This window comes from Citrobacter freundii complex sp. CFNIH4 (assembly GCF_002934505.1).
Classification (GTDB): domain Bacteria; phylum Pseudomonadota; class Gammaproteobacteria; order Enterobacterales; family Enterobacteriaceae; genus Citrobacter; species Citrobacter freundii.
The window spans coordinates 1,426,528-1,442,365 of record NZ_CP026231.1; the positions used below are offsets into that span (position 1 = coordinate 1,426,528).

The following is a 15,838-nucleotide window of genomic DNA, read 5'->3' on the forward strand; positions in this document are numbered from 1 at the left end:
TTTTCGCTGGCTGGCACGAACCCTGCAATCTACATTTACACCGCAAACACTATATTTATTAACATATAAATAACCTTTTATTTACCGTTGAGGTCGCTATGTCTCTGTCAATTACGCGTGAAAATTTTGATGAATGGATGATGCCTGTATACGCTCCGGCCCCTTTTATTCCGGTGCGGGGTGAAGGTTCACGTCTGTGGGATCAGCAGTGTAAAGAGTATATCGATTTCGCGGGAGGCATTGCGGTTAACGCGCTGGGTCACGCCCATCCGGCATTGCGCGAGGCATTAAACGACCAGGCGAGCAAATTCTGGCATACCGGAAATGGCTACACCAACGAGCCGGTATTGCGTCTGGCGAAAAAGCTGATTGACGCCACCTTCGCCGAGCGCATTTTCTTCTGTAACTCCGGCGCAGAAGCCAACGAAGCGGCACTAAAACTGGCGCGTAAATATGCCCACGATCGTTTTGGCAGCCAGAAGAGCGGGATTGTGGCGTTTAAAAATGCCTTCCATGGCCGCACGCTGTTTACCGTCAGCGCCGGTGGTCAGCCCGCCTATTCACAGGATTTCGCGCCGCTGCCGCCGGATATCCGCCATGCCGTGTATAACGATCTCGATTCTGCCAGCCAACTGATTGATGACACGACCTGTGCGGTCATCGTCGAGCCTGTCCAGGGCGAAGGCGGCGTGGTGCCGGCAACAAACGCGTTTTTGCAGGGGTTGCGTGAATTATGCGATCGCCATAATGCGCTGCTGATTTTTGATGAGGTTCAGACCGGGGTTGGCCGTACTGGCGAGCTGTATGCCTATATGCATTACGGCGTTACGCCGGACCTGCTGACGACAGCTAAAGCGCTGGGCGGTGGTTTCCCCATCGGCGCACTGCTGGCGACAGAGCATTGCGCCAGTGTGATGACGGTGGGTACGCACGGTACAACGTACGGCGGCAACCCGCTGGCGACGGCGGTGGCGGGTAAACTGCTGGAAATTGTTAACACGCCGGAAGTGCTCAACGGAGTAAAACAGCGCCACGACTGGTTTGTGGAGCGTATTAACGCCATTAACGAACGTTTTGGACTGTTTAGTGAAATTCGAGGACTCGGGCTGCTGATCGGCTGCGTGCTGAACGCGGAATTTGCCGGGAAAGCGAAACTCATCTCGCAAGAAGCGGCTGTTGCCGGGGTGATGGTACTGATTGCTGGCGCTAACGTGGTGCGTTTTGCGCCAGCGCTCAATGTCAGCGAAGAAGAAGTTGCCACCGGACTGGATCGCTTTGCGCTGGCCTGCGAACGCATTAAAGCAGGAGGTTCATCATGATGGTGATTCGTCCCATTGAACGTGCTGATATCACCGCGTTGATGCAGCTTGCCGGTAAGACCGGCGGCGGATTGACCTCGCTACCGGCGAATGAAGCGACGCTAATGGCGCGTATCGAACGTTCGCTACAAACCTGGCGCGGTGAGTTGCCCAAAAGTGAGCAGGGATATGTGTTTGTGCTGGAAGACAGCGCCAGCGGAACTGTGGCCGGGATTTGCGCCATTGAGGTGGCGGTAGGACTTAACGATCCCTGGTACAACTATCGGGTCGGCACACTGGTCCACGCCTCGAAAGAGCTAAATGTGTATAACGCGCTGCCGACGCTGTTTCTGAGTAACGATCACACGGGTAGCAGCGAGCTTTGTACGCTGTTTCTCGATCCGGACTGGCGAAAAGAAGGCAACGGCTATTTGTTGTCAAAATCGCGCTTTATGTTTATGGCCGCGTTTCGTGACAAGTTTAATGAGAAGGTCGTGGCTGAGATGCGCGGCGTGATCGATGAACACGGTTACTCGCCGTTTTGGCAAAGCCTCGGCAAACGCTTTTTTTCAATGGAGTTCAGCCGGGCGGATTTTCTCTGCGGAACAGGGCAAAAAGCGTTTATTGCTGAATTAATGCCCAAGCATCCTATTTACACCGATTTCCTGTCTGATGAAGCACAAAGCGTGATTGGTCAGGTTCATCCGCAAACGGCGCCCGCGCGGGCGGTGCTGGAGAAAGAGGGCTTTCGCTATCGCAACTATGTCGATATTTTCGACGGCGGGCCGACGCTGGAATGCGATATTGACCGGGTGCGGGCGATTCGTAAAAGCAGGCTGGTGGAAGTGGCGGAAGGTCAGCCAGCAACCGGCGATTATCCGGCCTGTCTGGTTGCCAATGAAAACTATCAAAACTTCCGCGTCATGCTGGTTCGCGCAGACCCGGATACCCAACGTCTGGTACTGACGGCGGCACAACTGGATGCCCTGAAATGCCACGCGGGCGACCATGTACGTTTTGTGCGTCTTTGTGCAGAGGAGAAAACAGCATGACACTATGGATAAACGGTGACTGGGTGACGGGACTGGGCGAGCGTCGGGTGAAAACCAACCCAGTAGGTGGTGATGTGCTGTGGCACGGCAATGATGCCGATGCCACGCAGGTGACGCAAGCGTGCCAGGCTGCGCGTGCAGCTTTTGCCGGTTGGGCTAAACAGCCCTTCAGTGAACGCCAGGCGATTGTTGAAAAGTTTGCTTCATTGTTGGAAAGCAATAAGTCCGAGCTAACCCAGATTATCGCCAGGGAAACCGGCAAACCACGCTGGGAAGCCGCGACTGAACTGACGGCGATGATCAATAAAATCGCCATCTCCGTCAAAGCTTACCATGCCCGTACCGGAGAGCAGCACAGCGAACTACCGGATGGCGCGGCAACGTTGCGCCATCGCCCACACGGCGTGCTGGCGGTTTTTGGTCCGTATAACTTCCCTGGTCATTTACCCAATGGCCATATTGTTCCGGCATTGCTGGCAGGCAATACGTTGATTTTCAAACCCAGCGAGTTGACGCCGTGGACCGGTGAAGCAGTAACAAAGCTGTGGGAACAGGCGGGATTGCCGCCGGGTGTGCTGAACCTGGTGCAGGGCGGACGTGAAACAGGGCAGGCGCTGAGTGCGCTGGAAGACCTCGATGGTCTGCTGTTTACCGGCAGTGCCAATACCGGTTATCAGTTGCATCGGCAGTTATCCGGTCAACCGGAAAAAATCCTCGCCCTCGAGATGGGGGGTAATAACCCGCTGATTATTGAGAATCCGGAGGATATTGATGCCGCCGTGCATCTGACCATTCAGTCCGCATTTGTCACCGCCGGACAACGCTGTACCTGTGCCCGCCGCCTGCTGGTAAAAAAAGGCGCGCAGGGTGATGCGTTCCTGACGCGTCTGGTGGAGGTTAGTCAGCGTTTAATGCCCGGCAACTGGGATGCGGAACCGCAGCCGTTTATGGGCGGACTGATTTCCGAACAGGCCGCGCAGCATGTCTATGATGCCTGGCAGCGTCTGGCGTCGTTGGGGGGACGTACGCTGTTGGCGCCACGTCTGGTGAAAGCCGGAACGTCACTGCTGACCCCTGGAATCATTGAACTGACCGGGGCGGCGAACGTACCTGATGAAGAGGTTTTTGGGCCGCTGCTTGGCGTATGGCGTTATGACAGTTTTGATGAGGCGATTCGTGTGGCGAACAACACCCGCTTTGGACTGTCGTGTGGGTTAGTTTCGCCCGATCGCGGCCAGTTTGAACAGCTACTGCTGGAGGCACGAGCAGGGATCGTCAACTGGAATAAGCCGTTAACCGGCGCTGCGAGTACCGCACCGTTTGGCGGCGTTGGCGCTTCCGGGAACCATCGCGCCAGCGCGTGGTATGCCGCAGATTATTGCGCCTGGCCGATGGCAAGTCTGGAATCACCGGTCTTAACGCTGCCAACGGCGCTTAGCCCCGGGCTGGATTTTTCTCGCGAGGATAATCTATGAAAGCCCGTGAGGTAAATTTTGATGGCCTGGTGGGACTGACTCACCACTATGCTGGATTGTCATTTGGTAATGAGGCCTCAACCAAACATCGATTTCAGGTGTCGAACCCGCGTCTGGCGGCGAAGCAAGGTCTGCTAAAGATGAAAGCGTTGGCGGATGCGGGTTTTCCTCAGGCGGTGATCCCCCCCCACGAGCGGCCTTTTATTCCGGTTCTGCGTCAGTTGGGTTTTAGCGGCAGTGATGAACAGGTGCTGGAGAAAGTGGCGCGTCAGGCACCTCACTGGCTCTCCAGTGCCAGCTCCGCATCGCCTATGTGGGTAGCGAATGCGGCAACGGTTTGCCCTTCAGCAGATTCGCTGGACGGGAAAGTGCATCTGACGGTGGCGAATCTGAATAATAAGTTCCACCGTTCGCTGGAAGCTCCTACTACCGAAGCGTTGCTACGGGCGATTTTCCGTGATGAGAATAGTTTTGCTGTCCACGGTGCGTTACCCCAGGTTGCGCTTTTCGGTGATGAAGGGGCGGCAAACCATAACCGCCTCGGTGGAGATTACGGCGATCCCGGTGTACAGCTATTTGTTTACGGTCGTGAAGAAGGCAATGCATCCCAGCCGAAGCGCTATCCGGCAAGGCAATCCCGTGAGGCCAGTGAGGCGGTCGCACGACTGAATCAGGTTAACCCGCATCAGTGTATTTTTGCTCAGCAAAATCCGGATGTCATCGATCTTGGTGTGTTTCATAACGATGTGATTGCGGTGTCGAATCGCCAGGTGTTGTTTTGTCATCAGCAGGCGTTTGTCAGACAGCAGGCGTTATTAGAGCAGTTGCGTAGTCAGGTGGCAGGTTTTACCCCGCTGGAAGTCCCGACTGCGGAAGTTTCGGTGCAGGATGCGGTGACTACCTATCTGTTTAACAGTCAGTTGCTGAGTCGTGACGACGGTTCGATGATGCTGGTCCTGCCGCAGGAGTGCCGGGAGCATACTGGCGTGTGGCGGTATCTGAACCGTCTTCTCGAGGAAGACAATCCGATCGATGACCTGCGGGTATTCGATCTGCGTGAAAGTATGTCCAACGGCGGCGGTCCGGCATGCTTGCGCCTGAGAGTGGTGCTCACCTTGCAGGAACAGCAGGCGGTGAATCCGGCGGTTATCATGAACGATATGCTGTTTAACACGTTGAATAACTGGGTTGACCGTTACTATCGCGATCGTCTTACCGCTGCCGACCTTGCCGACCCACAGCTGTTGCGCGAGGGGCGTGAAGCGCTGGATACGCTGACGCAATTGCTTAACCTCGGCTCTGTGTATCCTTTCCAGTTGGAGGGGATGCGCCATGGATAACTTTCTGGCTATCACGCTCGCAGGCGCCACTCCAGAGAAAACGCAAGGAACCATTCATGGTTTTGACTGGCAGTGGATCGGTCACGGAATTCTGGAATTGACGCCGCTTGCACCCGTTGAACATTCTCTGGTGCTGTCTGCGGGGATCCATGGCAATGAAACCGCGCCGGTAGAGATACTCGACTCATTGTTGTCCAGGTTATTTAGCGGCGAGCTGGCACTAACATGGCGGCTACTGGTGATTCTGGGAAACCCGCAGGCGCTTGCTGCGGGAAAACGGTATTGTCATAGCGACCTGAATCGTATGTTTGGCGGCCGGTGGCAGATTTTTACCGCGAGTGAAGAAACGCGCCGAGCCCATGAGCTTGAGCTGTGTCTGGAGGATTTTTATTCGCGGGCGAAAGAGCCAGCACGCTGGCATCTGGATCTACACACCGCGATTCGCGGTTCACAGCATCTGCGCTTTGGCGTGTTGCCACAACGCAACGTTGCCTGGGATGAGGGTTTTCTTGAATGGCTGGGATATGCGGGACTGGAGGCGCTGGTCTTTCATCAGACGCCTGGCGGCACGTTCACCCATTTTAGCGGGGAACATTTTGGCGCACTGGCCTGTACGCTGGAACTCGGTAAAGCGCTGCCGTTTGGACAAAACGATCTGTCCCAGTTTGCGCAAACGGCAGACGCACTGGCGCAGTTGCTGCGAGGCGAGCGAGTATCGACGGGAGAAACATCTCCGCTGCGCTACCGCGTAGTGTCGCAAATCACGCGACGTAGCGACGATTTCATTCTTCATATGGATAACCAGACGCTCAACTTTACCCCTTTTAAAGAGGGAACCTTGCTGGCGCAGGACGGTGATGAACGTTTTATTGTCACCCATGATGTTGAATACGTTCTCTTTCCGAATCCCAACGTGGCCTGTGGTTTACGTGCCGGGCTGATGCTCCAAAAAATGTGATAAATATATATGCCTTGCAGGTTTATCCTTCAGGGCTTATTTTTGCGTGCTGTTTTTATTTATTACGGATTATTCCTGGTGAATTGCTTTCTTAATAATCAGGTTTCAGGTATAGTTCTTCATAATCCTTTCAAAATCATCCTGTTGTAATTTTTTATTGCAACTCTGCGCAATTTATTCTTTTTTTCTTCATAATTGATGAAAATTTGTTTTTTATACTTTCACTGTTTTACCGTTGCTCTGATTAATTGACGCTTAAGCCGGTAAAGTTAATCTCGTCAACACGACATCACATTGCATAAGAGTCGCATGAGTGTCGTAAAAATAACTGAAAGAAAGGATAGAAATCATGCGTAAACTGACTGCTCTGTTTGTTGCCTCTACTCTGGCCCTGGGTGCTGCCAACCTGGCTCACGCCGCTGACACGACAACAACTGCGCCAGCTGATGCCAAACCGATGATGCACCACAACGGTAAATTCGCCCCGCATCACGACATGATGTTCAAAGACCTGAACCTGACCGATGCTCAGAAACAGCAGATTCGCGAGATCATGAAAGGTCAACGCGACCAGATGAAACGTCCGCCGCTGGAAGAGCGTCGCGCGATGCACGACATTATTGCCAGCGATAGTTTCGATAAAGCGAAAGCCGAAGCGCAGATTGCGAAGATGGAAGAACAGCGCAAAGCCAACATGCTGGCGCATATGGAAACTCAGAACAAGATTTACAACATTCTGACCCCGGAACAGAAAAAGCAGTTTAATGCCAATTTTGAGAAGCGTCTGACAGAACGTGCAGCGCAGAAAGGTAAAATGCCACAAGCTGCCGAGTAATCGATCAGCGTCTACACTAAATCATTCATGCTGTGTTGCACTGATTGCCGCACAGCGTGAAACCAAACTCAAGACCGCCGCTCTTGTCCACAACACGTTTAACGATGTGGGCAGGATCGGCGGTTTTTTCTTTCCTGCCTATTGCACCGGACACACGACACGCTATTCTCCTGAAGCCCGTGAAAATTCTACCTGGATCAGCGCGTTATTCTTTTTTGCAAAACACCGGGTTCATCGCTAAGGCAAATCAACTCTGCTGCCGATAACAATAATCTGCAGGGTGAACATACCAATGATGATTTATGGCTGCCTGTTTACGGCGGGTTGCCGTGCTGCGTCTTTCTGGAGGGATGATGGAATACTTTGATATCCGCAAAATGCCGGTCAATCTGTGGCGAAATGGTGCGGGAGAAACCCGTGAGATTTGCTGTTTTCCGCCAGCAACACGAGATTTTCACTGGCGGGCGAGTATCGCCTCCATTGCAGCCAACGGAGAGTTTTCTCTCTTTCCCGGCGTAGAACGCGTGATTACCCTGCTGGAAGGTGGAGAAGTGACCCTGGAAGAGTCAAACACCTTCACACATACTCTGAAACAGCATCAGCCTTTTACCTTTGCCGGTGACAAGGTGGTAAAAGCGAAGCTGACAGAAGGGCAGATGTCGATGGATTTCAATATCATGACCCGACGGGATGTCTGCCAGGCGAAAGTCAGAGTTGCCGACCGCACGTTTACGACTTTTGGTTCGCGCGGCGGCGTGGTATTTGTTATCAGCGGTGCCTGGCAACTGGGCGATAAGCTACTGACCGCCGATCAGGGTGCAAGCTGGCACGACGGTAAACACACCTTACGACTGCTGGAGCGCGAGGGAAAACTGCTGTTCAGCGAGATTAACTGGATGCCGGGCCATTCTCCGGACGCAGTTCAATAATGTCATATTGACCAGACAGAACAGGCCGACAGAGAATTTTGTAGCCATCATGGTCAAAGCCGGCCGGCATACGCGCCAGGGTAGCCGCTTCATCCAGCGTTGAAACGGCTCCCAGCCACAGCCAGTTGTTGATGATATGGTACTGTGTCATTTCAGCGCGGGTTTCCTGCAGCGCAATGGCATTGCTCCATGGCCAGCAAATCACTCTCACTCTTTCCAGCGCCTCTAACAGACGCAAATGATGGGCTTCATGACTCTCTTTCCCGCAGCACGCTCCGGCGCATCGCTTAAGCGCGGAGCGAAAACAGGCGCGCCTGCGACTCAGGGGTTCCAGCCCCAACAGGCCGTAGCACAGCTGTTGTTCATCCGCGAGGCTTTGCAACGCTTGTAGCGCTGCGCGACGATTGGCAAACAGGCCAAACAGATTGGGGGCATGGGAGAAATCAATATCTCGTGCGTAGACAACCTGAACAGTTCGGTCGGTAAGCTGCAAGGCGCAAAGCTGACGATTGCGCCGCAGTCGTTTATTAAACAACGGCTGCTGTTCTTTGATCAATCGCGCTTCCAGCAGCAGGGCACCAATTTCTCCCGCGGTACAAATCCAGCTAATGCGTTTGGCCTGACGCAGCATTGCTGCTTCGTTTGCGGTACGCAGATGTGCCATCACGCGGCTGCGAATATTGACGCTTTTACCAATATAGAGCGGCATAGTGTCGCTTTCACTGTGAAACAGATAGACGCCTGGCACGGCGGGAAGCGCACTCAAAAATGGACGCAGGTGCTCAGGATATTCATAGATTGCCGCTGCCTCAAATGTCAGGCGCGGGGCTGATTGACGCCGTACCACTTCTCACTCCGGATGCTGGTTATCCATCCAGTGTAACAGTTTGGAACCGATTAAAAAAGCGGCATCAGATCAGGAAAAGGGACCGGACAGCGGTGATCTCAGTGCTATCCGGCAATATGTGACTAAAAGAATTACGCTTTTTTCCAGAAGTCATCAAACACCGTAATCGGTGTGCGACGTTTGTGCTCGGTCTTCAGATACCAGCCTTCAATTTTTTTCGCGACGTCGGCAGCCAGCGTTTTTCCTTCCAGATAATCGTCGATGTTGTCATAGGTGACGCCTAATGCGGCTTCATCCGGCAGAGAAGGACGATCGTCTTCGAGGTCGGCGGTTGGTGCTTTCTTATATAAATGTTCCGGGCAACCCAGCGCGGCAAGCAGTTGCTTACCCTGACGCTTGTTCAAACGGAAAATAGGGTTAATGTCAGTACCGCCATCGCCGTATTTGGTGAAAAATCCGGTGATGGCTTCTGCTGCATGATCGGTTCCCACGACAACGCCGCTGGTCATGCCGGCGATACTGTACTGAGCCTTCATACGTTCACGGGCTTTTTCATTGCCACGGACAAAATCGCTCAGTTCAATACCCGCTTCACGCAGGGCCTGTTCACTGGCCAGTACCGCACCCTTAATATTGACGGTGAGTACGCGGTCCGGTTGGATAAAGGCGATGGCATCCTGACAGTCCTGTTCATCAGCCTGAACGCCATATGGCAGACGTACGGCAATAAACTGCAGCGCGTCATTCCCCGTTTCTTCGCGAAGCTCGGAAATAGCCATCTGGCATAGTTTTCCCGCGAGCGTTGAGTCCTGCCCGCCGCTAATCCCTAATACCAGTGATTTCAGAAAGGGGTAGGTCTGCAGATAAGATTTAAGGAAATCCACGCTGCGGCGAATTTCTTCTTCTGCATTGATGTGCGGTTTTGCGCCAAGCGCCTGGATTATCTCTTGCTGCAGAGTCATTTAACCCCCTATGGAAAATAAAATGATCAAAAAAATGATGTGTTAAAATTATCGCGTTGAGGCCCAAACGACAAGGGATGCGAGCATCATTTTGTTTTAATAGAATTTTCCGAAACTGCCTAAGTATCATCTGATTGCTTGAAAAATGCGTTGTTGTGCTCCAGGCTTATATAACACGCTGAAATACAAGAGGACGGAATATGAACAAGAACCTAACAGGAATTCTGAGTGCAGCGGCTGTTTTGACTATGCTGGCAGGGTGTACGGCTTACGATCGTACCAAAGACCAATTTGTTCAGCCCGTGGTGAAAGATGTGAAGAAAGGGATGAGCCGGGCGCAGGTGGCGCAGATTGCCGGTAAACCTTCTTCTGAAGTCAGCATGATTCATGCGCGAGGGACATGCCAGACCTACATCCTGGGTCAACGAGATGGTAAAGCTGAAACCTATTTTGTTGCTTTAGATGACACCGGACATGTGATTAACTCCGGTTACCAGACCTGCGCAGAGTACGACACCGACCCGCAGGCGGCGAAGAAGTAACAACTGCTTATTGCCTGAGCATTCAGACGAACCGGCCATCGTGCCGGTTTTTTTGTGCCGAACGATCTTATTTATTGCCGCGAATTATTTGCCCGAAATGTGAGGGGGGTCATAACGACAGGTCAAGGAGAGACAATTTAGTTGGTCAAGGAAATACCATCCACTGGTGCAATCCCGTATACTCATTTCAGCCACCTAAAAAAGTAATTTAGCTGACGCAAGTTACCCAGAGCATGGATGCAGGTTATGGCTTGCGGAGTGTCTGGTTGACAGATAATCGCATATGAGGATCGTTTTAATGGAAAAGAAACACATTTATCTGTTTTGTTCTGCGGGCATGTCGACTTCATTGTTGGTTTCGAAGATGCGTGCTCAGGCCGAAAAATACGAAGTGCCGGTTATTATTGAAGCGTTTCCTGAAACGCTGGCCGGAGAAAAAGGTCCAACGGCCGATGTCGTGTTATTAGGTCCACAAATTGCTTATATGTTGCCCGAAATTCAGCGTTTGTTACCCAACAAGCCTGTGGAAGTGATTGACTCGCTGCTGTATGGCAAAGTCGATGGTTTAGGCGTGCTTAAGGCTGCTGTTGCAGCAATTAAAAAAGCCGCAGCAAATTAATTATTTTATTTTAATTTTTCCCGTCAAAGAGTTATTTCATTAACATTCACCGCAATTTTTAATTGCGGTATTTAAGGGTATTTTTCTATGAGTAACGCTATTGCTTCACTTGAAAAGGTACTCCTTCCTTTTGCTGTAAAAATTGGAAAGCAGCCACACGTTAATGCAATCAAGAACGGTTTTATTCGTTTAATGCCGTTAACCCTCGCAGGGGCCATGTTTGTATTAATCAATAACGTTTTCCTGAGCTTTGGGGAGGGGTCGTTTTTTTATTCAATGGGCATTCGACTTGATGCTTCAACTATTGAAACGCTGAATAGCTTGAAAGGCATTGGTGGAAACGTCTATAACGGTACGCTGGGTATCATGTCATTGATGGCACCGTTCTTTATCGGCATGGCGCTGGCAGAAGAACGTAAAGTCGACTCACTGGCTGCCGGGCTGTTATCTGTCGCCGCGTTTATGACCGTAACGCCTTATAGCGTGGGTGAAGCCTATGCCGTTGGCGCGAACTGGCTCGGCGGTGCCAATATTATTTCCGGTATCATTATCGGCCTCGCGGTCGCGGAAATGTTCACCTTTGTGGTTCGTCGCAATTGGGTCATTAAATTACCTGATAGCGTACCGACATCTGTATCGCGCTCATTCTCTGCGCTGATTCCTGGCTTCCTTATCCTCTCCATTATGGGGATCATCGCCTGGGCATTGAACACCTGGGGTACGAACTTCCACCAGATCATTATGGATTCCATTTCAACTCCGCTGGCGTCGTTGGGCAGCGTGGTGGGCTGGGCCTACGTGATTTTTGTTCCGCTGCTGTGGTTCTTTGGTATTCACGGTTCACTGGCGCTGACTGCGCTGGACAGCGGTATCATGACGCCATGGGCGCTGGAAAACATCTCTATCTACCAACAGTTTGGTTCCGTAGATGCCGCGCTGGAAGCCGGTAAGACGTTCCACGTCTGGGCGAAACCGATGCTCGACTCCTATATTTTCCTTGGAGGTAGCGGGGCAACGCTGGGTCTGATTATCGCTATCTTCCTGGCATCGCGTCGTCCTGACTATCGTCAGGTTGCTAAACTGGCACTGCCATCAGGTCTGTTCCAGATTAACGAACCTATCCTGTTCGGTCTGCCGATCATCATGAACCCGGTGATGTTTATCCCGTTCATCCTGGTTCAGCCGATTCTGGCGGCGATTACGCTGGCAGCTTATTACTCAGGCATTATTCCACCGATTACCAACATTGCACCGTGGACCATGCCAACCGGTTTGGGCGCGTTCTTTAACACCAACGGTAGTGTCGCTGCTCTGCTGGTCGCGCTGTTCAACCTCGGTATTGCAACGCTGGTTTACCTGCCGTTCGTGGTGGTAGCCAACAAAGCGCAGAATGTTATTGACCAAGAAGAAAGCGAAGAAGATATCGCTAACGCATTGAAATTCTAAATTTAATCCGGCATGGCTTCACTGTCATGCCGGACTGAACCAGAGGAAAAAAGTATGTTGGATATCGAGAATATCGTCGACACGCAATCCGCAGCAGAAGAACTTGAAGAAGTGGTGATGGGCCTCATCATCAACTCCGGTCAGGCGCGTAGCCTGGCGTATGGCGCACTCAAAATGGCCAAGCAAGGCGATTTCGAGTCGGCCAAGGCCATGATGGACCAGTCTCGTCTGGCGCTGAACGAAGCGCACCTCGTGCAAACGAAACTGATTGAAGGCGATCAGGGCGAAGGTAAAATGAAAGTTAGCCTGGTGCTGGTCCACGCGCAGGACCACCTGATGACATCAATGCTGGCGCGTGAGCTGGTGACTGAACTGATTGAACTTCACGAAAAGCTGAAATAGCGAGGAGTGTATAATGCAGCTACAGATTAACGCACCGGAAATCAAAACCGTTTATGAACAGCAGCTGTTTAATGGCAAAAATTTCCATGTGTTCATCTATAACAAAACTGAGAGTATCAGCGGGCTGCATCAGCATGACTACTATGAATTTACCCTGGTTTTAACCGGGCGCTATTATCAGGAAATCAACGGTAAACGCGTACTACTCGAACGTGGAGACTTTGTTTTTATCCCGTTGGGATCGCACCACCAAAGTTTTTATGATTTTGGTGCGACAAGGATCCTTAACGTCGTCATCAGTAAACGTTTTTTTGAACAGCACTATCACCCGCTGCTGCCATTTTGTTTCGTTGCATCGCAGGTCTATCGGGCGAATAACTCGTTTCTTACCTATATTGAAACGGTTATTGCATCACTTAACTTTCGCGAGAGCGGACTGGATGAATTTGTAGAAGTGGTCACCTTCTATATTATTAATCGGTTACGTCATCATCGCGAAGAGCAGGTGTTGGATGATATTCCGCAGTGGCTTAAAACCACCGTCGAGACCATGCACGACAAACGGCAGTTTAGCGAGAACGCGCTGGAAAATATGGTACACCTGTCCGCGAAATCCCAGGAGTATCTGACCCGTGCAACCCAGCGTTATTACAGCAAAACGCCGATGCAGATTATTAATGAAATCCGCATTAACTTTGCTAAAAAACAGCTGGAAATGACGAACTATTCTGTAACGGATATTGCTTACGAGTCTGGCTACAGTAGTCCAAGCCTGTTTATTAAAACGTTTAAAAAGCTGACGTCGTTTACACCGAATAGCTACCGTAAGAAATTAACTGAATTTAATCAGTAGATATTATTTGCCAATAACCCATTTTTTATAGCTTGCCCAAAATAGCGTCGGGACAGCCACGCTATACCTGACATACGGGTTGAGCATAATACACGTCAGTGTTTTGACACTGAAGGGAGAAAGTATGAGCCAGAAATTAAAAGTCGTCACTATCGGTGGCGGGAGCAGCTACACCCCTGAATTACTTGAAGGCTTTATTAAGCGCTATCATGAATTACCGGTTTCTGAGTTGTGGCTGGTTGATGTCGACGGTGGAAAAGAGAAACTGGACATTATTTTTGACCTATGCCAGCGCATGATCGATAAAGCCGGCGTGCCGATGAAGTTGTTTAAAACGCTGGATCGCCGTGAAGCACTGAAAGATGCTGATTTCGTTACCACCCAGTTGCGTGTAGGGCAACTGCAAGCCCGTGAAAAGGATGAACGCATTCCGCTGAGCCACGGGCATCTGGGGCAGGAAACCAACGGCGCTGGCGGGTTGTTCAAAGGCCTGCGTACCATTCCGGTTATCTTTGATATTGTTAAAGATGTGGAAGAACTGTGCCCGAATGCGTGGGTGATCAACTTCACTAACCCAGCCGGGATGGTGACTGAGGCGGTTTATCGCCATACGAATTTCAAGAAATTCATCGGCGTATGTAATATTCCGATCGGCATGAAAATGTTCATCAGCGACGTGCTGGCGCTGAAAGAGAGCGATGACTTATCTATCGACCTGTTTGGTCTGAACCATATGGTCTTCATTAAGGATGTTCTGGTCAACGGTGTGTCACGCTTTGATGAACTGCTTGACGGCGTTGCTTCGGGTCAGTTGAAAGCCTCTGGCGTGAAGAACATCTTCGACCTGCCGTTCAGCGAAGGATTGATTCGTTCGCTGAAGCTGCTGCCGTGCTCGTATCTGCTGTACTACTTCAAGCCAAAAGAGATGCTGGCGATCGAAATGGGCGAGTACTATAAGGGTGGCGCACGTGCTCAGGTAGTACAAAAAGTTGAAAAACAACTGTTTGAGCTCTACAAAAATCCTGAGCTAAACGTTAAACCGAAAGAGCTGGAGCAGCGCGGCGGGGCCTATTACTCCGATGCGGCCTGTGAAGTGATCAATGCCATCTACAATGACAAACAGACCGAGCACTATGTCAACATTCCTCACCATGGGCATGTTGATAATATTCCTGCCAACTGGGCGGTTGAGATGACCTGTACGCTGGGGCGCAACGGTGCTACGCCGCATCCGCGAATTACCCATTTTGATGAGAAAGTGCTCGGCCTTATCTATACCATTAAAGGTTTTGAAGTGGCGGCGAGCAACGCAGCGTTGAGCGGTGAGCTGAATGATGTGCTGCTGGCGCTGAACCTGAGCCCGCTGGTGCATTCTGACAGCGATGCCGAAATTCTGGCGCGTGAACTGATTCTGGCGCATGAAAAATGGCTGCCAAACTTCGCCGGGTGCATTGAGAAACTCAAAAGCGAACAACACTAACTGAGGTCGGCTATGGAACGCGTACTGATTGTGAATGCGGATGATTTTGGCCTGAGTAAAGGACAAAACTACGGCATTGTTGAAGCTTGTCGCAATGGTGTTGTCACCTCGACAACGGCGCTGATTAACGGTGCGGCAATTGACCATGCGGTACAGCTGAGTCGCGACATACCTGAACTTGCCGTCGGAATGCACTTTGTTCTGACGCTGGGCAGGCCGTTGACGGCAATGCCGGGCCTTACTCGTGACGGGGTACTGGGGAAATGGATCTGGCAGATGGCGGAGGAAGACACTTTGCCGCTGGATGAAATTTCTCAGGAACTGGCCGCACAGTATCAGCGTTTTATTGACCTGTTCGGGCGGGAGCCGACGCATCTGGATAGCCATCACCATGTGCATATGTTCCCGCAAATTTTCCCTATCGTAGCAGGGTTTGCTGCCCAGAAGGGGATTGCGTTGCGTATCGATCGTCAGGCCGTATTCCAGGCGTCTGACTTACCGGAAACCTTACGGACTTCCCAGGGATTCAGCAGCGAGTTTTACGGTGAGGCGATTTCTGAAGCTCTGTTTTTGCAGATGCTTGATGCGTCAGCCGATCGCGGAGAATCCTCTCTGGAAGTGATGTGTCATCCGGCTTTTATCGATGACATTATTCGTCAAAGTGCCTACTGTTACCCCCGCTTAACTGAGCTCGACGTGCTGACGTCTTCGTCACTGAAATATGCTATTGCGGAGCGCGGTTATCGTCTTGGCAGTTTTCTAAACGTGTAATTCCTGAGTTTGCGGCGCTTGATGCGCCG

The 15,838-nt window shown here is 51.4% G+C and carries 16 protein-coding genes; 14 read left to right on the top strand and 2 right to left on the bottom strand.

Going from position 1 to position 15,838, the window contains the following annotated elements:
- The first annotated feature begins 98 nt into the window (after positions 1-98).
- From astC to ves, 7 genes are all read left to right on the top strand, one after another.
- The gene (gene astC, locus C2U41_RS07330) at positions 99-1,319 is read left to right on the top strand and encodes a succinylornithine/acetylornithine transaminase (protein WP_103848928.1); all 1,221 of its coding nucleotides are present in this window, start codon (positions 99-101) and stop codon (positions 1,317-1,319) included.
- On the top strand, positions 1,316-2,350 hold the full coding sequence (astA, locus tag C2U41_RS07335) for an arginine N-succinyltransferase (RefSeq protein ID WP_003030637.1): 1,035 nt from the start codon (positions 1,316-1,318) through the stop codon (positions 2,348-2,350). Before astC ends, astA begins: the two co-directional genes overlap by 4 nt.
- On the top strand, positions 2,347-3,825 hold the full coding sequence (astD, locus tag C2U41_RS07340; RefSeq protein ID WP_032936103.1) for a succinylglutamate-semialdehyde dehydrogenase: 1,479 nt from the start codon (positions 2,347-2,349) through the stop codon (positions 3,823-3,825). Before astA ends, astD begins: the two co-directional genes overlap by 4 nt.
- Positions 3,822-5,165: an N-succinylarginine dihydrolase gene (astB, locus tag C2U41_RS07345; protein WP_003843447.1), complete on the top strand. Its 1,344-nt coding sequence runs from the start codon at positions 3,822-3,824 to the stop codon at positions 5,163-5,165. Before astD ends, astB begins: the two co-directional genes overlap by 4 nt.
- Positions 5,158-6,123: a succinylglutamate desuccinylase gene (gene astE / locus C2U41_RS07350; RefSeq protein ID WP_048216532.1), complete on the top strand. Its 966-nt coding sequence runs from the start codon at positions 5,158-5,160 to the stop codon at positions 6,121-6,123. The genes astB and astE overlap by 8 nt, the downstream gene beginning before the upstream one ends.
- Positions 6,124-6,472: 349 nt before the next feature.
- Positions 6,473-6,958 carry an ATP-independent periplasmic protein-refolding chaperone Spy gene (gene spy, locus C2U41_RS07355; protein WP_103848929.1) on the top strand — a complete coding sequence of 162 codons (486 nt, stop codon included), beginning with the start codon at positions 6,473-6,475 and terminating at the stop codon, positions 6,956-6,958.
- Between the two features lie 353 nt (positions 6,959-7,311).
- A complete protein-coding gene (ves, locus tag C2U41_RS07360) occupies positions 7,312-7,887 on the top strand; it encodes an environmental stress-induced protein Ves (RefSeq protein ID WP_003030626.1) in 576 nt (191 codons plus the stop codon).
- On the opposite strand, the gene cho is transcribed toward ves, so the two are convergent.
- The gene (gene cho / locus C2U41_RS07365) at positions 7,847-8,734 is read right to left on the bottom strand and encodes an excinuclease Cho (protein WP_103848930.1); all 888 of its coding nucleotides are present in this window, start codon (positions 8,732-8,734) and stop codon (positions 7,847-7,849) included. The two genes, ves and cho, sit on opposite strands and share 41 nt — an antisense overlap.
- A gap of 131 nt (positions 8,735-8,865) precedes the next feature.
- A complete protein-coding gene (nadE, locus tag C2U41_RS07370) occupies positions 8,866-9,696 on the bottom strand; it encodes an ammonia-dependent NAD(+) synthetase (RefSeq protein ID WP_032936096.1) in 831 nt (276 codons plus the stop codon).
- A gap of 200 nt (positions 9,697-9,896) precedes the next feature.
- Here nadE and osmE point away from each other — a divergent pair, with 200 nt between their 5' ends.
- The 7 genes from osmE (at position 9,897) to chbG (ending at position 15,809) form a co-directional block, all read left to right on the top strand.
- Positions 9,897-10,238 carry an osmotically-inducible lipoprotein OsmE gene (gene osmE / locus C2U41_RS07375; protein WP_003030621.1) on the top strand — a complete coding sequence of 114 codons (342 nt, stop codon included), beginning with the start codon at positions 9,897-9,899 and terminating at the stop codon, positions 10,236-10,238.
- Between the two features lie 298 nt (positions 10,239-10,536).
- Positions 10,537-10,857, top strand: a complete 321-nt coding sequence (chbB, locus tag C2U41_RS07385; RefSeq protein ID WP_003840900.1) for a PTS N,N'-diacetylchitobiose transporter subunit IIB — start codon at positions 10,537-10,539, stop codon at positions 10,855-10,857.
- Between the two features lie 87 nt (positions 10,858-10,944).
- Complete coding sequence (gene chbC, locus C2U41_RS07390) at positions 10,945-12,303, top strand: PTS N,N'-diacetylchitobiose transporter subunit IIC (RefSeq protein WP_003030619.1); 1,359 nt, start codon at positions 10,945-10,947, stop codon at positions 12,301-12,303.
- Between the two features lie 54 nt (positions 12,304-12,357).
- A complete protein-coding gene (gene chbA / locus C2U41_RS07395; protein ID WP_032936091.1) occupies positions 12,358-12,705 on the top strand; it encodes a PTS N,N'-diacetylchitobiose transporter subunit IIA in 348 nt (115 codons plus the stop codon).
- A 10-nt stretch (positions 12,706-12,715) separates the two neighbouring features.
- Positions 12,716-13,558 carry a transcriptional regulator ChbR gene (chbR, locus tag C2U41_RS07400; RefSeq protein WP_103848931.1) on the top strand — a complete coding sequence of 281 codons (843 nt, stop codon included), beginning with the start codon at positions 12,716-12,718 and terminating at the stop codon, positions 13,556-13,558.
- A gap of 124 nt (positions 13,559-13,682) precedes the next feature.
- On the top strand, positions 13,683-15,038 hold the full coding sequence (locus C2U41_RS07405; RefSeq protein WP_103848932.1) for a 6-phospho-beta-glucosidase: 1,356 nt from the start codon (positions 13,683-13,685) through the stop codon (positions 15,036-15,038).
- Positions 15,039-15,050: 12 nt separating this feature from the next.
- A complete protein-coding gene (gene chbG / locus C2U41_RS07410) occupies positions 15,051-15,809 on the top strand; it encodes a chitin disaccharide deacetylase (protein WP_049003634.1) in 759 nt (252 codons plus the stop codon).
- Positions 15,810-15,838: the final 29 nt, after the last annotated feature.